This is a genomic window from Bacteroides sp. 90-K9/2, assembly GCF_047310725.1.
Lineage (GTDB): Bacteria > Bacteroidota > Bacteroidia > Bacteroidales > Bacteroidaceae > Bacteroides > Bacteroides vicugnae.
The window spans coordinates 220,961-244,507 of sequence record NZ_JBCGVL010000008.1; the positions used below are offsets into that span (position 1 = coordinate 220,961).

16 protein-coding genes and 2 pseudogenes are annotated in these 23,547 nt (G+C 41.3%); 12 read left to right on the top strand and 6 right to left on the bottom strand.

Translation table 11 applies throughout. The features are described 5' to 3' along the window. Nucleotides 1–221: 221 nt before the first annotated feature. Nucleotides 222–407 (top strand): annotated as a pseudogene (locus AAHJ11_RS17755) (helix-turn-helix domain-containing protein); the annotation flags it as partial. A gap of 2 nt (nt 408–409) precedes the next feature. On the opposite strand, the pseudogene AAHJ11_RS17760 reads toward AAHJ11_RS17755, so the two are convergent. Further along, nucleotides 410–622, bottom strand: a pseudogene (locus AAHJ11_RS17760) (LD-carboxypeptidase); the annotation flags it as partial. A 341-nt stretch (nt 623–963) separates the two neighbouring features. On the opposite strand from AAHJ11_RS17760, the gene AAHJ11_RS17765 reads away from it, so the two are divergent. Further along, nucleotides 964–1,389 carry a DUF3836 domain-containing protein gene (locus tag AAHJ11_RS17765; protein WP_008998884.1) on the top strand — a complete coding sequence of 142 codons (426 nt, stop codon included), beginning with the start codon at nt 964–966 and terminating at the stop codon, nt 1,387–1,389. Nucleotides 1,390–1,813: 424 nt separating this feature from the next. Beyond that, a complete protein-coding gene (locus AAHJ11_RS17770; RefSeq protein ID WP_148365188.1) occupies nt 1,814–2,605 on the top strand; it encodes a hypothetical protein in 792 nt (263 codons plus the stop codon). A 119-nt stretch (nt 2,606–2,724) separates the two neighbouring features. On the opposite strand, the gene AAHJ11_RS17775 is transcribed toward AAHJ11_RS17770, so the two are convergent. After that, the gene (locus tag AAHJ11_RS17775; RefSeq protein WP_148365187.1) at nt 2,725–3,453 is read right to left on the bottom strand and encodes a GntR family transcriptional regulator; all 729 of its coding nucleotides are present in this window, start codon (nt 3,451–3,453) and stop codon (nt 2,725–2,727) included. 141 nt (nt 3,454–3,594) lie between these two features. Between AAHJ11_RS17775 and AAHJ11_RS17780 the strand changes: the two genes are divergently transcribed. The 9 genes from AAHJ11_RS17780 to AAHJ11_RS17820 all read left to right on the top strand — a co-directional run bounded on the left by AAHJ11_RS17780 (nt 3,595) and on the right by AAHJ11_RS17820 (nt 18,391). Further along, entirely contained in the window at nt 3,595–5,325 is a 1,731-nt protein-coding gene (locus AAHJ11_RS17780; protein ID WP_148365186.1) for a class I mannose-6-phosphate isomerase, read from the top strand. 37 nt (nt 5,326–5,362) lie between these two features. Continuing rightward, nucleotides 5,363–6,463: an ROK family protein gene (locus tag AAHJ11_RS17785; protein ID WP_217723635.1), complete on the top strand. Its 1,101-nt coding sequence runs from the start codon at nt 5,363–5,365 to the stop codon at nt 6,461–6,463. A 39-nt stretch (nt 6,464–6,502) separates the two neighbouring features. Next, a complete protein-coding gene (locus AAHJ11_RS17790) occupies nt 6,503–9,550 on the top strand; it encodes a SusC/RagA family TonB-linked outer membrane protein (RefSeq protein ID WP_413579951.1) in 3,048 nt (1,015 codons plus the stop codon). 11 nt (nt 9,551–9,561) lie between these two features. Then, nucleotides 9,562–11,166, top strand: coding sequence for a RagB/SusD family nutrient uptake outer membrane protein (locus AAHJ11_RS17795; protein WP_217723636.1), 1,605 nt, complete (start codon nt 9,562–9,564; stop codon nt 11,164–11,166). A gap of 29 nt (nt 11,167–11,195) precedes the next feature. Further along, nucleotides 11,196–12,329, top strand: a complete 1,134-nt coding sequence (locus AAHJ11_RS17800; protein WP_148365182.1) for a SusE domain-containing protein — start codon at nt 11,196–11,198, stop codon at nt 12,327–12,329. Between the two features lie 12 nt (nt 12,330–12,341). Next, nucleotides 12,342–13,568 carry a glycoside hydrolase family 76 protein gene (locus AAHJ11_RS17805; RefSeq protein ID WP_148365181.1) on the top strand — a complete coding sequence of 409 codons (1,227 nt, stop codon included), beginning with the start codon at nt 12,342–12,344 and terminating at the stop codon, nt 13,566–13,568. 3 nt (nt 13,569–13,571) lie between these two features. Next, entirely contained in the window at nt 13,572–14,771 is a 1,200-nt protein-coding gene (locus tag AAHJ11_RS17810) for a glycoside hydrolase family 76 protein (RefSeq protein WP_217723638.1), read from the top strand. Continuing rightward, nucleotides 14,768–17,143: a GH92 family glycosyl hydrolase gene (locus AAHJ11_RS17815; RefSeq protein ID WP_217723640.1), complete on the top strand. Its 2,376-nt coding sequence runs from the start codon at nt 14,768–14,770 to the stop codon at nt 17,141–17,143. The genes AAHJ11_RS17810 and AAHJ11_RS17815 overlap by 4 nt, the downstream gene beginning before the upstream one ends. Nucleotides 17,144–17,221: 78 nt before the next feature. After that, nucleotides 17,222–18,391, top strand: coding sequence for an MFS transporter (locus tag AAHJ11_RS17820; protein ID WP_148365178.1), 1,170 nt, complete (start codon nt 17,222–17,224; stop codon nt 18,389–18,391). A 2-nt stretch (nt 18,392–18,393) separates the two neighbouring features. On the opposite strand, the gene AAHJ11_RS17825 is transcribed toward AAHJ11_RS17820, so the two are convergent. From AAHJ11_RS17825 to AAHJ11_RS17840, 4 genes are all read right to left on the bottom strand, one after another. After that, entirely contained in the window at nt 18,394–18,972 is a 579-nt protein-coding gene (locus tag AAHJ11_RS17825) for a Crp/Fnr family transcriptional regulator (RefSeq protein ID WP_074637578.1), read from the bottom strand. Nucleotides 18,973–18,985: 13 nt separating this feature from the next. Continuing rightward, nucleotides 18,986–20,341 carry an MATE family efflux transporter gene (locus AAHJ11_RS17830; protein WP_234132461.1) on the bottom strand — a complete coding sequence of 452 codons (1,356 nt, stop codon included), beginning with the start codon at nt 20,339–20,341 and terminating at the stop codon, nt 18,986–18,988. A gap of 128 nt (nt 20,342–20,469) precedes the next feature. After that, complete coding sequence (locus AAHJ11_RS17835) at nt 20,470–22,182, bottom strand: PKD-like domain-containing protein (RefSeq protein ID WP_148365176.1); 1,713 nt, start codon at nt 22,180–22,182, stop codon at nt 20,470–20,472. Next, nucleotides 22,182–23,547, bottom strand: a 1,366-nt coding sequence (locus tag AAHJ11_RS17840) for a DUF4465 domain-containing protein (RefSeq protein ID WP_413579953.1), incomplete at its 5' end; no start/stop codon positions are given. The genes AAHJ11_RS17835 and AAHJ11_RS17840, both read right to left, overlap by 1 nt.

Genomic DNA, 23,547 nt, shown 5'->3' on the forward strand with positions numbered 1-23,547 from the left:
TTATTTTAAATGAATCTTTTCTTTATCGGGAAGCTTTGTTAGCTGTAAGTTACGTATTTGAAAATAAAATGGTGTACCTTTTATGCTATATATGAAACGAAAACTTTTTATTGAAGTCTGTCTTTTTGTATACATACGCTTGATCTAATCTTTTTCTTATCAACCAATCATATAATAAATAATAAATCTTATCTTTGTATATTATATGATAGATTACGATTATGACAAAGAGTACGATGGGAACTAAACTTCCCCGTAAGTTGATTTCGAAAATGCAGATTGTAGGCGAACAAATAAAATTGGCTCGTTTGAGACGGAATTTGAGTATTGCGCAGGTAGCAGAACGCGCTACTTGTTCGGAACTTACGGTCTCACGGGTGGAAAAGGGGTTGCCTACTGTTTCTATCTTCTAAAAAACGAACTTTAATTCCACCTCCTTTTCCCCGACGGTAAATTCCACTTTCGCTCCATTAATGAGCGGCAGGTTATGAGTTACGTGCTCTGCCGGAAAATTGAAGCAGGCCGGATAGTCGTACTCTTTCACAAGATCAGCCAGCGCAGCATATAAATCTTTGCCTAGCGAACCATCTTCTTCATATTTGGTGAATTGATTCTTGACTATCTTCATGTTGTTTTGTTACTTGAGTGATTCTTCTGCAAAAATACACGAAAAAAATGATGCCGGATATGTTTCCTTATTAAAACTGGATTGCATAAACTTTAAAACGACTCAAATGAATGGTCGTTGGACTGATTTATACATAGAAAAAGTAACAATCGGGCTGTTATTGTCCGCTTCTGTGCGGACAGTTGTCCGATAATGAACATCGTGTAAATTTGAATATCTGTTGATTATCAGAGATTTATTGTTTTGGCACGCCGATTGACTATATATAAGCGAAAGCGGTTGCGAAACAACAACCACTATAAACGAATAATAATAATAATAATAAAATAACGATTATGAAAACAAATTTATTCTCAAAAGCAGTTGTGATGGTAGCAGTAGTAATGGCAAGTGTAATGAACTTCTCTGCAAGTGCAATGAACCCTACAGAATTTGTAACCAATAATGAAATGACTGGTGAAGTAATAACCGCTAAGAACATCTATCGTAATGAAGACGGTCACTTGTATCGCCACCTCCGCTATACTTATACTTACGATAACGAAAATCGTGTGATAAGCAAAGAAGCCGCCAAGTGGGATAGTGTAAAGGAAGTTTGGACTCCTTACTTCAAAATGAATGTGGAATACAGTGCCAATGAAGTGACTGTGGACTATGCCCGTTGGAATGATAGAAGCAAGACTTATAACAGTAATGTAGAAAAGGCGGTTTATGCGTTGAATGATAACAATGCAACTCTGTTGCTGGCAAGTACAAAATAAAACAGAATGATAGGTAATAGTGAAAGCCGGTTATTGACACTGATTCAATAACCGGCTTTTTTTAATACAATATTCTGTCTTTGATTTTCACTAAACATTTGCGGCTTTCTTTTGTTGTTTTCCGAAAAGTATTTGTACCTTTGTCATTGGAACGTAGTATGCCTTTGTGGTATGCGATTGTGCGTTTCCTCGGCTAACAGGAAATTGTAACGGATTTTTTAACTCACGCCGGGAAGACGCCTGTACTTCTATGACTTCTCATAGGGTACGGGCTGTCTGCCCGTGTGCGTTGGGTAGCCGTTACTACCTCCTGTTAGCGGGATTGTGACAGCTCCGTACTTTTTTATAATAAAAGGTACGGAACTAGTTAATATTATTAATCTAGTTCCGTTTTTTTATGGCAAATTGGCTCACAACAAAACAGATGTCCGAAAGACACGACATCCAAGAGGCTATTTTAAAGAATTGGGCAAATCTTGGATACATTACGAGTTCCCGAATCAACGATCAGTTGTTTTTGGATGATGAGAGTTTGGATGCTTATCTGGAAGCTCACAAAAGACTTGGTTTAGAAGCAGATTACCTTTCTAAAATCGTAGAAGAAAAGAAATTGGAACGTGACTTTATCATTTCCAGATACGATGATCTACTATATGTATTGAGAACACAGAAGACCTGTAAACCGCTATATGAAATAATCATTCGTGAACTGGCAGCATTGATTCTTCACCCTGTTGCCCGCAATATTTTCTATTCTATTTCTACAGGAGAATCAGTAGAAAAAGTGGCTGGTCGGCATCGAATTACCTATCAAAAGACATTGCAAATTTATAACTCTATACTTAAAGGATTGAAACTGAAGAAAGATATATTGGCTACTTATCGAAAACGTGCTATCAATGCTCGTTTTTTATCTTTGGCAGACAATAATAAGAATATAAATGTTGAGCAGGAAGAGTGGATACTTCAATTACCTGTTTGCAAAGTAGCTGATACCCGGTTGGGTAATGTTTTGTATAATCAAGATGTTCGAACGGTAAAAGATTTACTGGAAATCGTATCGGGAAGAGGTTGGAAAAGTCTGTTAAGAATAGAAGGAGTAGGAAAAACTTCCTACTATCATTTATTATCCAAACTTCAGATGATAGGTGTTGTGGATGAAAGTCTGGACAGGATTCTTGCCGGGCGCTCTATTGGTAAGTTTAATAATAAATGATAGATGATGGATAAAGCATAATGCAAAGAAATGGAATGCAAAAAGACTATTTTAAAAGAAGATAAGAGTTCCGGTCTTTAAAATAGTCTTTCTATGTTGTGTATGTATGAACATACTCTTCATCTTTCCGCCTCTATTGTATAAGTAAAACTGTCTGCGCGGTAGTATCCGATGTTGTATTCAATCGGCATTCCGTTCACATCATAAACAAATCTTTTCCTTATTAATATAGGATCACTGGATTTTATTTCCAGCTTTTCTGCGATAAATTCCCCTGCAAGTCTGGCTGAAATCTCCTCTTTGCTGGTTTTTACCACTATATTATATTGAGTTTCCAGCATTTCGTATAATGGGCGTGTGTAGTCTTCTTCTCCAGTCAATGGAATGTTAGGGTTGAAATAAGAGATAAAGTAGACAAACGGGTATTCCTTTTTTCCTCTGACGCGCTCCATTACTACGCAGCGGGCATCAGGATTAGAACCTAAATTAAAGAATGTGCCAATTTCTTCAGTCGGACGTTTCAAGCTGATATGTAGTTCGAAATTACGTATTTCGATACCTAACATCTTCATTTCCTGCGAGAAACTAAGCCAGTTCTTTACTCCGCCTACGATACCTTTCTTTACCACCTTCGTTCCGTATCCTTTCTTTCGTACCAGAAGTCCCTCAAACACGAGTTTGTTGATAGCTTGTCTTAATGTGTTCCTTGAAATGTGTAATTGTTCAGACAATTCGACTTCGTTAGGAAATAGCTTTCCGTTTTTGTACTCTTCAGATTCTATGAGTCTTCTAAGTATCTCTTCTGCTTGAATATGAAGAGGTTTATCACTGCTATGGTCTATTTTCATATCTATCCGGATTGGTTTATTTTCAGCAAATATAAGATTTATCAAAAAATAATCCAAGTTTTGTTTGAAATAAAAATAAAATCTATATATTTGCACAATCTAAAGTATGTATGAACATATAAAATTAAAAACAACTATAATATGAGAAAAGCTAATTATGATAAATTTCCTTCTACGAAGTTGACGGGGATGCTTGTTCAGGGTTGGGATGCTATCATTTCTGTGTTAAAAAATCAAATGGATGCAAGAAAAGTGCTGGCAGTGGATTTATATACTGGAGTATATGAAGAAGAAGTGCTGGATGCTTTTTCAAAAGAATTCTCCGGAAAGGTGATGAATGTGCGTGATTTGATGAAACCGGAACAAGAGATCCAAACTTTGACGGAACGCTTCATGACAGAAGATGTGTTGTTTGGCTATGTGACCAATTTGAAACTGGAAGATTATTTGGATGCGGATAAATTGGCTGCTGCTCAAAAGCAAATTAGTGAAGCGGAGGATACTATTGTAATAATAGGTACGGGAGCTGCCATGGTGGCTCCGCAGGATGCGATGATTGTATATGCGGATATGGCACGTTGGGAAATTCAACAACGTTTCCGTCGGCATGAGGTAAAAGCTTTAGGGATAGACAATCGGAAAGATGCCGTTTCTTTGCAATACAAGAGAGGCTATTTCAATGATTGGAGAGTATGTGATAGGTATAAGGAAAGATTGTTTGACAGGGTAGAATTCTGGATTGACACCCATGTGGCCGGAACACCGAAGATGATTGATAAGGATACTTTCTTTAAAGGGGTAGAGGCAACGGTGAACACGCCGTTCCGGGTAGTTCCTTTCTTCGATCCGGCTCCCTGGGGTGGTCAATGGATGAAAGATGTTTGCGATTTGGATCGTGAACGCGAAAATTTTGGTTGGTGCTTTGACTGTGTGCCCGAAGAAAACAGCCTCTATTTTGAGGTGAACGGAGTGCGCTTCGAACTTCCTTCGGTCGATTTGGTGTTGCTGAAAAGTAAAGAGTTGCTTGGCGAACCGGTGGAAGCCCGTTTTGGAAAAGACTTCCCCATCCGTTTCGACTTTTTGGATACGATAGGTGGAGGTAATTTGAGTTTGCAGGTGCATCCTACCACTCAATTTATCCGTGATAGTTTCGGTATGTATTATACACAGGATGAAAGCTACTACATGGTAGACGCGGAAGAAGATGCCGTAGTTTATCTGGGAGTGAAAACGGGTGTTGATAAAGAAGCGATGATCGCTGATTTGCGTAAGGCACAAAAAGGTGAATTGGTGTTCGACGCAGAAAAGTATGTCAACAAGATTCCGACAAAGAAACACGATCACTTTCTGATTCCGGGAGGAACGATTCATTGTTCCGGTGCGAATAGCATGGTGCTTGAAATCAGTTCGACTCCGAACCTCTTTACTTTCAAACTATGGGACTGGCAACGTCTGGGGCTGGATGGAAAACCACGCCCAATCAATGTGGAACGTGGTAAATGCGTAATCAACTGGAATCGGGATACGGAATATGTAAATGAACATCTTCGCAATCAGTTTAAGGAAGTGGCTTCCGGAGATGGGTGGATGGAGGAACGTACCGGATTGCATCCGAATGAATTTATCGAAACCCGCCGTCACCGTTTCTCGTCACCGGTGCTGCATCACACAAACGACAGTGTAAATGTGCTGAATTTGCTGGAGGGAGAAGAGGCCGTCGTTGAGAGTCCTACTCACGCCTTTGAACCTTTCGTGGTGCATTATGCGGAAACATTTATCATTCCTGCTGCGGTGAAAGAGTACACCATTGCCCCGTATGGTAAATCGGCAGGAAAAGAATGTGTAACGATAAAAGCCTACGTACGCTTTTAATAATGAAATAATTCAATTATCTAATATCTTGAAAACTATGTATGAACATGATGAACGAATCGTAATGACGCTTGATGCGGGAGGCACTAATTTTGTGTTTTCAGCCATACAGGGCTGTCGCGAAATAGTGGAACCTATTTGCCTTCCGGCAGCGTCCGACGACTTAGAACGTTGCTTGTCTGTTCTTGTAGAAGGCTTCCTGGAAGTTGAAAAACGATTGCCTAAACTTCCGGTAGCTATCAGTTTTGCTTTCCCCGGGCCTGCTGACTATGAGCATGGAATTATTGGTGACTTGCCTAACTTCCCGGCTTTCAGGGGAGGAGTGGCACTCGGACCTTATTTGAAAGAGCAATTTGGTATTCCGGTTTTTATTAATAATGACGGTAATTTGTTCGCCTATGGTGAAGCTTTGGCAGGCACTTTACCCGAAGTAAATAAGCGTCTGAAAGAAGCAGGCAGTAGTAAGGTATATAAAAATCTGCTCGGAATAACACTGGGTACGGGATTTGGTGCCGGAGTGGTGATTGACAACCGGTTACTGACCGGAGATAACGGTTGCGGTGGCGACGTCTGGATTATGCGGAACAAGAAATATCCTGAAATGATTGCGGAAGAAAGTGTTAGCATCAGGGCTGTCAGACGAGTATATCAGGAACTGACAGGAAAGGATGCTTCTCCTTTGACTCCCAAAGATATTTTTGATATTGCCGAAGGAACGGCAGAGGGAGACCGGCAGGCTGCTGTCCGGAGTTTCAATGAATTGGGAGAAATGGCGGGTGATGCCATTATCCGTGCATTGAATATTGTAGACGGTCTGGTGGTGATTGGCGGAGGAGTGGCCGGAGCGGCTAAATACATACTTCCGGGAATCATGAATGAAATGAATCGACAGATTGGCACTTTTGCAGGAGCTTCTTTCCCTTGTTTGCAGATGGAAGTGTTCAATCTGGCTGAAAAAGAATCATGGGATAAATTCTTGGAAGAAAAGGACAAGATGGTGAAAATCCCATTTTCAGAGAGGCAGGTGCAGTATGCCTGTCATAAGAAAATAGGTATTGCTGTTTCTTCTCTGGGGGCAAGCAGGGCGGTCGCTTTGGGAGCTTATTCTTTTGCTTTGTCCCAACTTAATATCTTATAATACATGATAACTCTTCTATTAATTCAAATATAAAATATTATGAAACAATCTAATCTATTGAACGCGCAATTTGCCCGCCGACTTTTCAGAACGGCGTTTTCGAGTTGGCAATTATTGGCTGTTATGTTGATTGTTTGTATGAATGTGACTATTGGTTCCCAACTGTATGCGCAATCTAATACAATCACAGTGAAAGGTAAAGTAATGGCAGACGGGGAACCCGTGATTGGGGCTACCGTACTGGTGAAAGGGGTATCTACGGGTACAGCTACGGATATGGACGGAAATTTCACACTGAATGTTACTTCAAAAGTGGTATTGGTAGTTTCCTCAATAGGATATGAAACACAGGAAGTTCCGGTGAACGGTCGTAAATTGATTAATGTGGTGCTGAAGTCGGACGTGGTTGCGTTGAAAGATGTGGTAGTAGTGGGCTACGGCGTACAGAAGAAAGTGAATCTGACAGGAGCTGTTTCTTCTCTTTCAACGGACGAATTGGAAGGAAAACCTATTGCCAACGTTTTGGAGGCTATGCAGGGAACTACTCCCGGTTTGGTTATCCAGCAGGGAACTTCTACACCGGGTAGTGTACCTTCTATAAACATCCGCGGATTGAATACGATGAATAATAATGATCCGTTGGTGATAATTGATGGAATTGAAGGATCGCTGGCTAATTTGAATCCGGCAGATATTGAACAAGTTTCTATTTTGAAAGATGCTTCTTCTACAGCGATTTACGGTTCACGCGCTTCCAATGGTGTAGTGCTTGTAACTACAAAGAAAGGAAAAGCCGGTAAGGTAGAAATCTCTTATGATTTTATGTATGGTGTTCAGCAACCTACCTCACTGCCTAAAATTGCGGATTCATGGGTATACGCGGAATTATATAATGAAGCGGCTGTTAATTCGGGAAGATCGGCAAAATTCACTCCCGAACAGATTGCACAATATCGAAATGGCGGTCCGAACGTGAATTGGGTGAAAGAACTGTATAACCGCAATTCTCCTCAAAGCTCACACAGCGTTTCAATGACAGGAGGAAATGACCAGCTGTCTTATATGGCTTCTCTGGGATATTTAGATCAGAGCAGTATGTTCAAGGGACCGGATTATGGCTACAAACGCTACAATGCCCGTTTGAATGTAAGCCATAAGGTGACGAAGAATTTTACGTTGAATCTGACTTCACAGTTTGCCCGTAATGACATTAAAGAACATGCTTACTGGACGGAATGGATTATCGAGCAGGCAAACCGTATGCCGCCGATTTATCCGATTAAAAATGAAGATGGCAGTTATAATTATCCTGCCGGAAGTAACTCAAACGGTTTGCAACGTTTGGAAGAAGGTGGTTATCGCCAGAATGTAAACGACGAATTGTTGGGAACTATACAAGCCGAATGGGAAGTATATAAAGGATTGAAACTGATAGGAAGTGCTGGTGGACGCGTGTGGAATAATAAATTGCATGAAAACCGGAAAGCTTTTGAAGGTACGGGAGATTCGGAAAACAAGTTGACCGAACAATTCTACCGCTCTAAGAATATTACTACCAATCTGATGGTGACTTATAATACGAAGATAGGAAAGCACTCTATCGGTGGATTACTGGGTTATGCTTATGAGGGTTTCTCTGAAAAACAATTCTCTACCAGTCGCTTGACGGAAGATTCTAAATACGACATTTTTGTAGGTGATTTGAGTGGTGATAAGGTAAGCAATACTGGCTCGGCAAGTGACTGGGCTATCTATTCCGGTTTTGCAAGAGCCACTTACAATTATGATGAGAAATATTTGCTGGAATTTAATATCCGTAATGACTACTCTTCTTATTTTGCTAAAGGAAACCGTTCGGGAGTCTTCCCTTCTTTCTCTGCAGGATGGCGTATTTCGGAAGAAAATTTTTGGTCTGTATTGAAACCGTATGTTCCTTCTCTGAAAATCAGAGGTTCTTGGGGATTGGTAGGTAATAACCGTATTGGTGCTTATCAATATATGCAGACGGTGTCTGTAAAGAACGGTATCAGTTTCGGCGACAAGCTGGCGCAGACGGCTGAATTTGCTTCTGCAAATCCCGACCTGAAGTGGGAAACTACCCGTATGGCTAATATCGGTTTTGAATTGGGATTATTGAATAATGATTTGAATATTACTTTTGACTGCTTTAATAACCGTACAAAAGATATTTTGGTGAATTTACCGGTTCCCGGACTGTTTGGTAATGGTGCGCCGATTCAGAATGCTGGTAAGGTAGAGACAAGAGGATGGGAGCTGTCTGTGAATTATCGCCTGAAAACCGGTCCGGTTGTGCATAACTTTGCCGGAAATATTTCAGATAGCTTTAATGAAGTAATAGATACGCGCGGCACGGAGATTATCGGTGGTTCCGATGTGCAGACCATTATTAAGGAAGGTTATCCTTTGTATTCTTATTATGCATATCGTTCAGACGGATTTTTCCAGAATGAGGAAGAATGTCAGAAAGGACCCCATTTGGAAGGTATTACACCGAAACCGGGAGATATCCGCTATCTGGATAAAAATGGCGATGGTGTGATTAAACCGGATGATGACCGTTTTATCGTAGGCAATGATTTTCCGAGATATACTTTCGGCTTTACTTATGGGCTGGAATATAAAGGATTTGATTTCTCTATGATGTGGCAAGGAGTGGGAAGACGTAATAAGTGGATGCGTGGTGAATCTGTTGAGGCTTTCCATAATAATAATGAAGGTCCGGTAATGGATTTCCATCAGGATCGTTGGACTCCGAATAATCCGGATGCTACTTATCCCCGTCTGACAATGGGAGCGGAATCTGCTAATAATGCTGCAAAATCAGATTTCTGGATTCAGGACGCTAAATATTTGCGTCTGAAAAATGCGCAGATCGGATATACTTTCCCGCAGCAATGGATGAAAAAACTCTATGTCAAGAATTTGAGAATTTTTGTCAGCGTGCAGAACCCGTTGACTTTCACAAAGATGAAAGGCGGATGGGACCCGGAATATACCGGAGACGGCAGTGGTCGTGCTTATCCTGTGGCAAGAGTATATTCATTTGGACTTAATGTTAAATTTTAAACTGTACCGTGATGAAAACAACTATAAAGAATTTGATTTTATCTGCTGTTTTGGTAGTGGGCGGTGCCTCTTGTGTTGACTTGGATACGGCACCGTATGACAGAGAAACGGACTTGACCTATTGGGAAGAAGATCCTGAAGCAGCTGTCAAGGCGTTGAATACTTGCTATACATATTTGGGAAATATGGACGAACAGCTTTACAGTGAAGCTATGACGGACAATGCATACACCAAACAACCCAATGATTTTACACAAAACATTGGCAATGGCTCATATTCTACAGCAGACTCTTATGTGAAAAAGGTATGGGACGGACGTTATACGGGTATCCGTATGTGTAATGAACTATTGGAGAATATTGATCGTGTACCGGATTTGGACACGGATTTGAAGAAACGTTATATCGGTGAGGCTAAAGTACTCCGTGCTTATAATTATTATGAATTGTATACGAAGTTCGGAGATGTGCCTTATACAACGAAAGTGCTTTCTATTAAGGAAAGTATGTCTATCGCACGTACTGACAGAGCTACTGTCATTGCTAATATGCTGGCGGATTTGGATGAAGTGATTAACGGTAATTATTTGCCGACTTCTTATGATGCGGATAATAAAGGACGGATCACCCGTTGGGCAGCAATGGCTATCAAAGCTAAAATCTATCTATTCGAAGGTAACTGGATGCAAGTGAAAAATATCACGTCTACCATTATGACGGAGGGTGGATTTAAGCTCTTTGGCAGTTATGCAGGACTGTTTGAAATTGCCAATGAATATAATTCAGAAGTAATTCTGGATGCACAGTATCGTCCGACCAGTCGTGAACATCAGATGATGTATGCTTTCCTGCCACCTTCATTGGGGGGATATTCCCAGCTTTCTCCTTTGCAGGAATTGGTAGACAGCTATATCATGTTGGATGGAAAGACAATCAAAGAAACAGGAACATCGTTTGATGAGACTCATCCGTATGCTAATCGTGACCCGCGTTTGAAAGCAACAGTGATGTATACCGGAAACTCATATACGTTGGTTGACGGAACAGAAGTCGAAATCAACTGTGAGAAAGGGGAAGGTAAAGATGGATACGGTGTAGGTTCGGATTGTTCGGCTACCGGTTATTATATCAAGAAATACTGGGATAATACGTATCGTGCTACTCTTTATTCCGGTTTGAATCCGATTTTGATTCGTTATGCTGATATTCTATTGATGAATGCGGAAGCGTTGGCAGAGTTAGGTGAACTGGATAAGACGGCTTGGGATGCAACTATTAAACCAATTCGTGATAGAGCCGGATTTACACTTGCTTCAGCAGTGGAATTCCCGGAAGGAGCTTCTAAAGATAAACTGATTGAGATTGTACGGAATGAACGTCGTTCGGAACTGGCATTGGAGGGGCATCGTCATAAGGATATTATCCGTTGGAGAATTGCGGATGATGTATTGAACGGATGGTGTCACGGATTGAAGACGAATGAAGTGGTAGGCACGGATAACGGATACGTTCGGGTTGAAAACAGAGCCTTTAATGCAAATAGACATTATTTGTGGCCTATACCACAGGCTGAACGTGACTTGAATGGTAATTTGGTGCAGAATCCGAATTGGTAATTGGTTTAACGACTCAAAAAGGAACGATTATGAAAAAGATATTATTAATATGTTCAGTATTTCTGGCAATGGTATCCTGTCAGGAAGATTATGAATTGAATGCGGATTTTACAGTCCCTACAGAATTGAATTCCCCTGCCTCTATCCAGTTGGATGTGTCATCTTCAGTGCCTGTTGTGCTGTCGTGGTCCGGAGGTGGTGCGACAGACGGCGGAATTGTATTGTACGAGGTTTTGTTTGACAAGGCAGACGGAGACTTTTCAAAACCGCTGGCTACAATGAAAAGTGATTTGGGAGCTAATCCAAGTTTGTCGATTACTCATGCGGCTATTAATATAATAGCGAGAAATGCAGGTATTTATCCCCAAGAAACAGGAGACATTAAATGGACAGTTACTGCCTCGAAAGGGGGAGTGGTGAAAAGAACAGACAAGGTGGCTACTATCACAGTAACTCGTGGAGAGGGAATTGACAATATCCCGGCGGAATTGTATTTGTATGGTTCGGCTACGGAGAATGGTGGACGAGGCGGAATTCCGTTCCGTTGTGTAGAAGAGGGAGTTTTCCAGATTTATACAAAATTGTCTGCAGGAAATATATCATTCAAGTCTGCTATTACAGGTGAAGCATTCAGCTATTATATTGATGATAGTTCGAAGTTAAGAGAAGGGGATGGAGAAACGGTAGTAACTGCTTCTGAAGAAGTAACTCGTCTGACTGTGAACTTTAATACAATGGCCATGACAATAGAAAAAATCGGTTCTTCTGTCCGTTGTGTCTGGGGAGCGACATTTGCTGATATAGCTGTACTGCAATATGTTGGTAATGGTAAATTTGTAGGAGAGGGCGATATTCGTTTTTATGATCCGGCAAAACCGGAAACTAATCCTCCTTTTGGTTGGATAGAGGAACGTTATTACTTTTTGGCTCAAGTGAATGATGGAACTATGTGTTGGGGTAGAGGTGATGGCGTGAGTGCCGAACGTCCGGTAGGTGGAGAACCCTCTTCTTTCTATGCTTTGTACGAGTTCCAATGGAGTCAATGGGAACACCTTTGGAAAATGAAAGGTAGTCTGGATTATACGCACGCGACTATTACTATCGATACGAATGCGGATGGATTGATGATACATACATTTACTAATGTGACTCCGATTAATTAATAAAACTAAGTTATGAAAAAGATAAAGACTATTTTAGCTATTCTTCCGGCGCTATTATTCTCCTGTGCCGGAGATGACGTAGAGAAATATATTCCGCCTACACCGATCACTCCATCAGAACCCGGAGAGGAAGTCGTTTATCATAAACGCGCTAAAGAGCAGTTTGATTTGATTAATCAGTGCTACCGGATCAATAGCGGAGCGACAGAAGGATTGTATAATGAAAATTATCCCAAGAAAGATGGTGATAACTCGGCTTCTTTTTTATGGCCGTATGACGGACTGGTATCAGGAGTCGCAGCTTTGCATGCTTTAGGTTATGATGTGAATTATGAAACTATGGTTGATCGCTTTGAAGTTTATTATTCAACTTCCGATGGAACTGTGGGTGGTTATGGTTCTCAAACTAATGGTACTACTGGTAGTGGAACGCGTTTTTATGATGATAACTCTATTGTAGGGATTGAATTGGTAGAGGCTTTTAATTTGTTAAATAATCAAGACTATTTGACAAAGGCAAAAAGAATCGTAGCATTTTTGCAAGAAGGTGAAGATGATACATTTGGAGGAGGTCTTTGGTGGAATGAGGATCAGAAGGGACAGCAGGGAGTTGGTGATTCTAATAAGCCTACGTGTGCCAATGGATATGCAACACTATTCTTACTTGAATATTATTCAGTATGTCCCCAAGAAGAAAAAGCAGATGTTTTGGCTTTGGCAAAACGTTTATATGCTTGGACGTTGAATAATCTGCGTGATCCGGAAGATGGTTGCTACTGGAATGATAAACAAGCAGACGGATCTATTAATAAAACAAAATGGACTTACAATACTGGTGTAATGATTTCTAATGGAGTCCGTTTGTACAAGATAACGGGTGAACAGACCTATCTGGATAGTGCCATTGCTTCTTCTGATGGTGCATATAATTATTTTGTACGTCCGCTTAACGGACTGGCTCTGGCTTATCCCGATCATGACCCGTGGTTTACAACCAAATTGATTCGTGCATTTATTGATATTGAACCTTATTACAAAAATGCAGGTAATTATATTAAAACATTCATCAACTTCTTGGATTATGCATACGAGAATGCTCGTTTGTCAAGCGGACTGTTTTATGAAGATTGGACCGGAACAGACCCGAAACGGGCTGAACAGTTGTTGATGCAGGATGCTGCACTAGAATCTCTGGGAATTATAGCTTTGTATAAAGGAGAAACTGTGACGGAAGAATAGTGTATGAATGGTAAAATTAGAAATATAGTTTTATTTGTATCAGCGGTATCCATGCTATTCTCTTGTGCAGGAGAGCCCCAAGTGACTCCGAACAAAGATAAGGCGGAAGAAATGTTTCAACGTGTCTGGGAACTCTATCGGGTTCCCAAATACGGTCTCTTCTCTGAATATTATCCCGGTAGTCATCGTCCTGATCTGACTTATTTTAATGATTCTACCCGACAGGCACAAGAGGTTTCTTACCTGTGGCCTATGAGTGGTGTCTTTTCTTCAGCAGTATTGATGGCTGCCATCGAACCGGAGAAATATACAGTTTATGTTGATTCGATGGTGATGGCGATGGAACATTATTATGATACAACACGCGTTCCTTTCGGTTATCAGGCTTACCCTGTTCAATTTGGGAAGGTAGACCGTTATTATGACGATAATGGTTTGGTAGGTATTGATTACATTGATTCTTATCTGGTAACTAAAAATCCTCATTATCTGGAGAAGGCGAAACAGGTATTGACCTTTATTTTAAGTGGTTGGGATGAGAACTTTGAAGGGGCTGTTTCCTGGCTGGAAGGAGTGAAGGATCAGAAACCAGCCTGCTCTAATGGAAAAGCGATGGTGTTGGCTTTAAAACTGTATGAAGCGACTAAAGACAATTACTATCTGGAGGTAGGAAAGAAATTCTATCATTGGATTGATAAATATCTGAAAGATCCTGAAAGGGGAGTGGTCTGGAACTCATGGCTTACGACGACTTCGGCTGTATGCCCGGATTTGTATACTTACAATACAGGTACTTTGCTGCAAGCAGCTGTAGCTTTATATAATTATACAGGTGAACAGGCGTATCTGGATAATGCTAAATTTTTAGCAGAGGGAAGTTACAAAGTGTTCTTTAAATACACGGAAGAAGGTATTCCCTATATTGCCGATTTGCCTTGGTTTAATTTGGTCTTGTTCAGAGGATATCACGATCTGTACAATGCTACGGGAGATCCAAAATATGTGGATACAATGATAAAAGGGTTGGATTATGCTTGGGATCATGCCCGCGATCAGGCCGGATTGATGTATCATGACTGGACAGGGCGGACTGATGAAAAACGCCGGCCGAAATGGTTGTTGGATGCTTCGTGTGTGCCTGAATATTATGCACGTGTGGCGATGATTAAAGGAGAAGTTAAAACAGAAAAAATAAATAAATGATGAAATTGAAATGGATAGGTAGCCTGTTGATTCTGGCAGGTATCGTAGGGTGCAAAACACCTGATCGTCCCAATCTGGTAGAGTATGTGAATCCGAATATTGGTACGGTTCATAGTCGGTGGTTTTTCTATACTCCGGCTGCCGAACCTTTCGGTTTAGCTAAGCTGGGTGCATCTACAAACGGCACGTACGGAAATAATCAAGGTTGGGAGGCTGTAGGTTATGAGGACGGTCATACTTCTATTGATGGTTTTCCCTGCCTGCACGAGTTTCAGATAGGAGGAATTTCACTGATGCCTGTTACGGGAGAAGTGAAAACAAACTCCGGAAAGCTGGAAGAACCGGATAAAGGTTTCCGTTCCCGCTTTGATAAGAAAGATGAAACTGCACGTCCGGGATATTATTCTGTGTTATTAAAGGATTATCAGGTAAAGGCTGAACTTACTGCTACGGCTCGTGTCGGATTCCAACGTTATACATTCCCGGAATCGGAGAATGCTCATATATTGTTTAATATCGGCAATCGCCAGGGAGAAAGTGGAGCTGTGCGTGATGCGTACATCAAACAGGTAGATGGAAATACTATCGAAGGGTATGTAATTACAGAACCGGAATATGTGAAGAAGTATCAGGCGGGTGCTTCGGTTACCATGTATTTTTATGCTAAATTGGACCGTGTGCCGGAATCTGTCGAAGTTTTCTATCAAGATAGTGCTTTGATGGCTCGTAATGAAATAAAAGGGCCGGGTGCTATCATGTGCCTGAATTATAAAACAAAGAAAGACGAGATAGTCAATGTAAAAATAGGTTTATCTTATACTTCCATAGAAAATGCGAAAGTGAATTTGGAATCGGAGGCGAAAGACTTGACTTTTGATGAGGCTATGAAAGCGACTACGGATAAATGGAATGAGTCTTTGAGCCGTATCTTGGTTTCCGGAGGTACGGAAGATAGTAAAATCAAATTCTATACCGGGTTGTATCATGCATTATTGGGTAGAGGGCTTGCCAGCGATGTCAACGGAGCTTATCCTAAAAATGACGGTACCATCGGTCAGATACCTTTGACTAAGGATGGTAAACCGGAATATAATCACTATAATACGGATGCGGTTTGGGGAGCTTATTGGAATCTGACTTCTCTTTGGGCATTGGCATATCCAGAATACTATAATGACTTTGTAAACAGTCAGTTGCTGGTGTATAAGGATGCCGGTTGGCTAGGGGATGGTATTGCTACCAGCAAGTATGTTTCCGGAGTGGGAACCAATATGGTGAGCATCACTTTAGCGGGTGCTTATAATAGTGGAATTCGTAACTTTGATGTGGAAACAGCTTATCAGGCAGCCTTGAAGAATGAATTAGGCTGGGAAGGCCGCATTGAAGGGGCAGGTAAGATGGATGTGAAACAGTTTGTAGAAAGAGGGTATGTGCCTTATGAGAACAGTGTTCATTTCGGTACACATCCGGAAGGTTCGAGCTTCTCCGTATCTCACACATTGGAATACAGTTTTAGTGCTTATGCAGTGGCTCAATGGGCCAAAGCTTTGGGGCGTACGGAAGATTATAAGCGTTTGATGGAACTTTCTGCAGGTTGGGAAAAGTTGTTTGATGATTCGCTGAAGATGATTCGTCCGAGAGTACCCAATGGTGAGTTTATTGATGACTTTAATCCATTGGAATCATGGAGAGGTTTTCAGGAAGGAAATGCGATGCAATATACTTTCTTTGTACCGCAGAATCCGGCTCGTTTGATTGAAAAAGTCGGAAAAGATGAGTTTAACAACCGGTTGGATTCTATCTTCACAGAAGCCCGTAAGTCGATCTTTGGTGGTGGAAAAGTAGTAAATGCTTTCTCAGGTTTACAGAGCCCTTATAATCATGGAAACCAGCCCAGTCTTCATATTTCATGGTTGTTTAATTTCTCCGGTAAACCTTACTTGACGCAGAAATGGACGCGTTTGATCTGTGATGAGTTTTATGGAACAAATGGAGAACATGGTTATGGTTACGGTCAGGATGAAGACCAGGGACAGTTAGGAGCCTGGTATGTGATGGCAGCAATGGGATTGTTCGATGTACAGGGTGGTTCTTGTGAACGGCCGACTTTCCAGATGGGTAGTCCATTGTTTGATAAGATTGAAATCAAACTGAGTCCGGTGAATGCAACAGGAAAAAAGTTTGTAATTGAAACGACGGGTAATACACCGGACGCATATTATGTACAGTCGGCTACGCTGAATGGCAAGCCATTGGAACAGTGTTGGTTGTACCGGGATGAACTCTATAAAGGTGGGACATTGAAACTCACAATGGGAAATCAACCGAATGAGAAATGGGGAGTGGAAAATCCGCCTCATTGTTCTGAATAAACAGCTTATTTTCCTCGGTGTCGATGTTGCTTGACGGGACACCGGGGATTTTACATTTTATAATATAGTGGGTTAAACATGAAAACACAAAAATCTATATATGCCACCCTTCCCGTTCTTTTCGGGTTCTTTGTTATGGGCTTCTGTGATATAGTCGGCATTTCTTCCGATTATGTTCAACGTACTTTCAATTGGTCTCCTGCGATGACCGGATTTGTTCCTTCGTTAGTTTTTATCTGGTTCCTGTTTTTGGGTATTCCTATTGGAAATCAGATGAACAAATGGGGGCGTAAGAATACGGTCTTGCTTAGTATGGGAATAACGGTGGTAGGTATGCTTCTGCCTTTGGTTATTTATGATAGCATGACTTGTATGATTGCGTATGCGTTGTTAGGTATAGGTAACGCTATTCTGCAAGTTTCACTGAATCCGTTACTGAGTAATGTAGTAACTGGTCAACGATTATTAACCAGTAGTCTGACGACAGGACAGGTAATCAAAGCAGTATCTTCTCTTGTCGGACCGGAGATTGTATTGCTGGCTGTAGCGCACTTTGGAGACGACAAATGGTATTATTGCTTCCCTATATTAGGGTTCATCACGTTATTATCCGCTGTTTGGCTGATGGCTACTCCTGTTAAACGGGAAGATTCTAGTGCCGCGACCCAACAACTTTCTATCAGTGATACTTTTTCTCTTTTGAAAGATAAAACGATTCTGCTGTTATTTTTGGGTATCTTCTTTATTGTCGGTGTAGATGTTGCTACCAATTTTATCAGCTCCAAACTGATGGCGGAACGATTTGACTGGACGGCAGAACAAGTGAAGTTTGCTCCACAGGTTTATTTCTTAAGCCGTACGGTAGGTGCTTTGCTGGGTGCTTTCTTGTTAGCCCGTATTGCTGAAATGAAATATTTCCGTGTGAATATTGTTGCCTGTATGATCTCTTTGCTTATTCTGGCCTTTGTGAAAGATGATATGATAAATCTGATTTGTATCGGTGCTGTCGGTTTTTTTGCTTCATCGGTATTCTCTATCATTTATTCGATGGCTTTACAGGCAAGGCCGGAAAAAGCAAACCAGATTTCAGGGCTGATGATTACTGCTGTTGCCGGAGGTGGAGTGGTTACTCCAGTGATTGGATTTGCGATTGGAACAGTAGGTATTATTGGAGGCGTTTTTGTCACTTTAGCTTGTGTGGGTTATTTGACTTATTGTGCTTTTGGGGTGAAGACCGCGAAAGCATAGTATTATTGCGGAGAAGATGCTATCTTCGCCCGAATCCTACTTAGCGACTGCGGAGTTATCCACAAGTAAGACGCAATATGTTTTAAAGGTACATATTGCAATAATTCCGGAGTCTCTTTGATAAGGTTGAGATAGCGTTCTTTAGCCCGCGGGCTTCCCGAACTGATAAGCCAGTTCTCCTGTTGAAGAAACTGATGATCCATGAGGCGGAGCCCCAAATTAGCGAGTCCGATGGATGAGGCGAATAGCTGATTCAGAGCTGTTCGGGAAATACAATAGGCCACACTGTCACACATGACCTCAATATTTATTAATGAGTAGGCATTATCTACATAACCCCAGACGGAGAAAGCAGCTTCTCCGTCTGAAGCAAACCAGATGGTAGTGTCCACTCCGTCTTTATGATAATAGGCTCGCCATATTCCTGTCTTGATAAAATAAAGATTACAGTTTTTTGTCCCCTCGCGTACTATTAAATCTCTCTTTTTGAAATGTACCTCTTCCATACAGTTCAGTAGAGACTGTACATCGGTTTTTGATACCTTGTATCTATCGCAAAGTTTTTCAATGAATGTTCTCATATTGCAAAGATACTTATCGTCGGTAGACAATGAAACGATCTTTCAAATAAATTCCGAAAATATAGAAAGTGGTTAATAACTCTGCCAATGGTACGGCTAGCCAGATACCCGGTGTACCTAATACCGGAGGGAGCGCAAAGAATCCGATCAACATAAACACTACTCCCCGGAGAAGAGTGATAATTGTTGCCCGCTGACCTCTTTCGACACTCTGGTAATAACCAATGCCAATCATGTTGACGGCAAAGAAGATGAATCCTGCTCCAAAATAAGGAAGCCCGTTTACTGCTATGTCGAATGCAGCGTAACTGCGGTCAATAAATAATGAAACGATGTCTTGGCAGCATAGTACGGTAAGAATGAAAAAGCTGATACCGCAGATTAAAGCGGTCCGAATGGCGAGATGCAGTGTCTTTCGTACACGTTCGGGCTGTCCGGCTCCGAAGTTATAACTGATAATCGGTTGTGCGGATTGTGCAATGGCATTATAGACCATGAAGATGATAGGGAAGAAGTAACAGGCAATACTGAATGCTGCCACTCCGTCTTCACCGAGATGGTGGATGAAAACGTAGTTCCCCAGAAACATCATACAGGCAATGGAGGCTTCACTGATAAAAGCAGAACTTCCCAGTTTAATCATATAGCCGATGTTGCGAAGAGTCAGTAACAGACTTTTGATACTTAATTTTATCCGGCATAGATGGAGGGTACGAGAGAAACGGAGGAGGTAAATCAGTGTCATCAGCCCTCCTACAACAGTCCCCAGACTGGTGGCAAAAGCTGCTCCCATCATTCCCCAACCAAATTCGAAGATAAATATATAATCCAGTATGATATTGAGTATGGCTGCAACCGCATTACACATCATGGCATAGGTGGGCGAACCATCCAGGCGGATGCAGAACATTCCTATATTTAATACTTCGTAGAATACGAGAAAAGGGATGTACCATGCCATATATTCTATGGCTAACGGTAATAACCGGTCCGAACTACCCAATAATCTGGCTAATGGCTCTATAAAATAAAGACACAGAGCAGACAGGATAAGTATGAGCAATGCGGAAAAAGCAATTGCCTGAGTGATATTAATACTTGCCACTTTGCGTTTTCCCTGAGATAAATGAATGGAAGCCACCACCGAAGCTCCCACTCCGAACATCAGTCCAATCCCTGCTGCAATCATAAAAAGCGGTGCAGTGATATTTACTGCTGCCAGTGCGTCACTGCCAATTCCTTTTCCTACAAATATACCGTCCGTAATAACGAACAGAGCCGAGAATACCATCCCAAGTACTGTAGGAATTAGTAACTTACGGAACAACGTGGAGATGTTCATACTGCCGAAATCAATACTATCTTTCATAATTTTCTACCTTTGTTGTTGAAAATGGCGACAAAGGTAGGGTTATGAGAGGAGATAAAAATTACCATTTGGTAATTTTTATCTCTATATTTAATAGGGAAAAGAATCTCTTATGTATATTCTATCAATTATTTGAGCATGTTGAAATCCTTTATTCCAAAAACTTCAGTGGATATTTCACCCAACCAACCGCTTTTACTATTAACACCCACTTGTACTTTGATAAAATCAACGTACTTCAGGTTTGCATCCTTACCGTCGAAAGTTACAGCATGGGATATCTTGAAATGATTGTCAGACGGTCCGGCATTATAGTTGTCATCATCTGTCAGACGATCAATGGCGCTGAAATTATCAGCATATCCCCATTCATAACTATCATTTACCCAATAAGTACCATTACCGGATTGATCGTAATTACGCTCTTTCAGGCGAGTACCTCGCAAAGTATATTGTTTCTCCTTTACCCAGGCGGGATAATAATAATCTTGCCGGTGAAAAGCGCCCAGATAATCAATAGACCCACTTTGACCATGATTGTCTGTCCATGGGGTGGGAAGCTGAATACCGGTTGGTTTATGATAGGTGACGGCATAATCCTGCCAGGTTTCGGCTTTCCCATATTCGGATCCGCGCAATTCATACCAAGTGTCATTAGGTAACCCATCACCATTTTCGTCCTGCATTACCCATACAATTCCCGGTTCTGACGAACCATCAAAAGCATTTCCTGTAATAGCGATGTTGTAATCTCCATCATTCACGATGCTATGATCGAATCCAACGATGATGTATCCACCGAATCCGCCTAGGGAAACATAAGCCGTCTGATTGATTCGTTCTTCTGCATAGGTACAGGCTTCTGCCATAGTTGTTGTGGTATGGTTCTCATTGATGAATTGACCAGGAGCCGGTAAATATTCATATACTTTGTTCATTGACGCAGAACTTGTGGCGCTAATCTTGCGCTGGTATGTTCCTGCCGGAGGGCAAACATTGATTTTTAATGTTTGCGTAGCGAGTATATATGAGTTCCTCATTTCTACCTTTACCGTGTGTTCTCCCTGCTGTTCGGATGTAAATAGATAAGTATCATTTTCTCCGGATTGCACTTGTTCATTGTCCACAGTCCATGTATAGACTGCATCCAGTGCATTATTCACGTCAACCGGTCTGATACGGATAGTTCTGCCGACTGACATGTTATATTCCGTTTGCAGGAATGTCCAGCTGAAATCTACTTGATCCGGTGAACAAACTTCTACTTTGAAAGTTACTTCGTCATCGCCATCTTCATTGTGAGTAGCAAAACGAACCTGATATTCGCCAAGTTCGGTTGTGGGGAGAGTACAGGTTAATTCGCTCGAAATATCTTCATCGTTTATTTGCCAAGAGTAACTGGTTTCCAGAAAAGAATCTACTATGGGTGTAATGGTTAGTTCAGACCCTTGAAGCACTTTGAAACCTTTGTCGGCATCCGCAATAGAGATAGTCGGTACATCAAGTTGAAAGACATCGATACGTATCTCTTTTTCAGTTGTCCCTCCGGCATTGGTGGCAGAAATCAGAATGAAATACCTGCCTGCTTCATCGGCTGAAAATGTCAGGGTGGAAGCGGTACAGATACTCTTTCCATCTATTGTCCAGCTAAAGGTCGTTTCCGAATCGGTATTTTCATAAACAGGAGCGATGGTTATCTCCCGACCAATTTTTGTTTTATAGATGGGGGATTCTTCTTTCAGGGTAATGACAGGAGCGGAAAGAAGAGGAGAGTCCTCCTCTTCTTTCACGCATGATACTAATGCTAACAGAACAAATAAAAGAAGTATAATATGTTTCATTAGAATCTCACTGCTACGTCATCATAACAGAAATAAGCCGGTTGGCTAAAACCGTAACCATTATCATTGCTCCCTGTGACATTGAAATCAATCTTTACTACCTTGCCCAGAGCTGATAAATCCCATTTGCTCCATTCCAGAATGTTACCGGCTTTTCCTACCAGATAAAATTCAGGTTTAGTTTTAACTTCGTTACCGTCTTCATCATAACCGATAGCGACCAGTTTTACCCAGTCATCTTCCCCGGCAGGTGCAGTCAGTCCGTTGCCATTGGCTACACAATTGGCGAGATAAGTTGTCATTGTCACGTACATATGATCTACTACACGAGCCACTCCATCTCCAAAGTAAATGTAGGGTAAGTTTTCGGAAGCATAACCGGAGTTATCTGTATAGCCATAATGTACACAGAAATTCTTAGAACCGTTATGACCTCCATTTCCTGTTGCTGGATCTTTGTAATAAACCGACAACTGGTATTGAAAACCTCCATGAGTCAAATCCATATCTACATAGTTGGATATAGCGTGTCCACCTCCCCAATAACAGGTAGTGCCCCAATTCGTTGGGAATTCATGCTGGAGTAATGTATTGTTTTCATCATACCAATTATAGTCTGAAGGACCCATTCCTGATTGTCCATAAAGTAACGGACCGCCATATTGAGGATTGTCAATTAATGAAGACCAGTCGCTTTTGCCTATATAATTGCCTGTACCTTTATAATCAGAGTCTTCAAAAGATAACCCTTTTAAAGTATATGCAGAAGCATAAACGAATAATCGCTGAATTTTTGTTAGTCCTTGTTTATTAAATAACTGGATTTTAATGACAGCTTCATTTTCTGATACGGAAGCAGGGGCGGTAATGGAAAGTTTGGTATAGCTCATTTTTACTATCCATCCTTCCGGTGCATGGACGATGAAGTCTGCGACGTTGGTGAGTTGTAATTCAAATGATTTGGTTTGGTTAAATGTGAAATATTCAACGCTTCCCATATCAGTGACTTTCATAACCGAATTAGTTGTTTTAGGCAGCATGAACGAAGTGTTTTTTTCATCTGCCAAAGTAATGATAACAACGTCATTCTCCGTGTCATCTACTACCGACTTGAAGAAAGAATCTCCGTCCTTTCCTGTTGCTTTTACCGGTTTGCCATCTGCTCCATTCATGCGTTTGGCTCCTTCACCTGTATCAATCGTCCAATAACCGTCGCTGTCAACTCCCATGACAGGAGTTACACCTGTTACTCTCAATTTGTGTTCTGCATCCGGTAGCCATTCTGTAGTACCGTTGGTAGTAATGGTCCAGTAATATATTCCGTCTTCGTCAGCTTTCACTCCAATCACAGAAGCTGAATGGAAA

Bases quoted from the DNA above. Each gene is read 5' to 3' on its own strand.
- AAHJ11_RS17775 (WP_148365187.1), bottom strand. From the start codon at position 3,453: ATGAAAATAGACCATAGCAGTGATAAACCTCTTCATATTCAAGCAGAA.
- AAHJ11_RS17800 (WP_148365182.1), top strand. From the start codon at position 11,196: ATGAAAAAGATATTATTAATATGTTCAGTATTTCTGGCAATGGTATCC.
- AAHJ11_RS17795 (WP_217723636.1), top strand. From the start codon at position 9,562: ATGAAAACAACTATAAAGAATTTGATTTTATCTGCTGTTTTGGTAGTG.
- AAHJ11_RS17805 (WP_148365181.1), top strand. From the start codon at position 12,342: ATGAAAAAGATAAAGACTATTTTAGCTATTCTTCCGGCGCTATTATTC.
- AAHJ11_RS17830 (WP_234132461.1), bottom strand. From the start codon at position 20,341: ATGAAAGATAGTATTGATTTCGGCAGTATGAACATCTCCACGTTGTTC.
- AAHJ11_RS17765 (WP_008998884.1), top strand. From the start codon at position 964: ATGAAAACAAATTTATTCTCAAAAGCAGTTGTGATGGTAGCAGTAGTA.
- AAHJ11_RS17790 (WP_413579951.1), top strand. From the start codon at position 6,503: ATGAAACAATCTAATCTATTGAACGCGCAATTTGCCCGCCGACTTTTC.
- AAHJ11_RS17780 (WP_148365186.1), top strand. From the start codon at position 3,595: ATGAGAAAAGCTAATTATGATAAATTTCCTTCTACGAAGTTGACGGGG.
- AAHJ11_RS17835 (WP_148365176.1), bottom strand. From the start codon at position 22,182: ATGAAACATATTATACTTCTTTTATTTGTTCTGTTAGCATTAGTATCA.
- AAHJ11_RS17820 (WP_148365178.1), top strand. From the start codon at position 17,222: ATGAAAACACAAAAATCTATATATGCCACCCTTCCCGTTCTTTTCGGG.
- AAHJ11_RS17815 (WP_217723640.1), top strand. From the start codon at position 14,768: ATGATGAAATTGAAATGGATAGGTAGCCTGTTGATTCTGGCAGGTATC.
- AAHJ11_RS17785 (WP_217723635.1), top strand. From the start codon at position 5,363: ATGTATGAACATGATGAACGAATCGTAATGACGCTTGATGCGGGAGGC.
- AAHJ11_RS17770 (WP_148365188.1), top strand. From the start codon at position 1,814: ATGTCCGAAAGACACGACATCCAAGAGGCTATTTTAAAGAATTGGGCA.
- AAHJ11_RS17825 (WP_074637578.1), bottom strand. From the start codon at position 18,972: ATGAGAACATTCATTGAAAAACTTTGCGATAGATACAAGGTATCAAAA.
- AAHJ11_RS17810 (WP_217723638.1), top strand. From the start codon at position 13,572: ATGAATGGTAAAATTAGAAATATAGTTTTATTTGTATCAGCGGTATCC.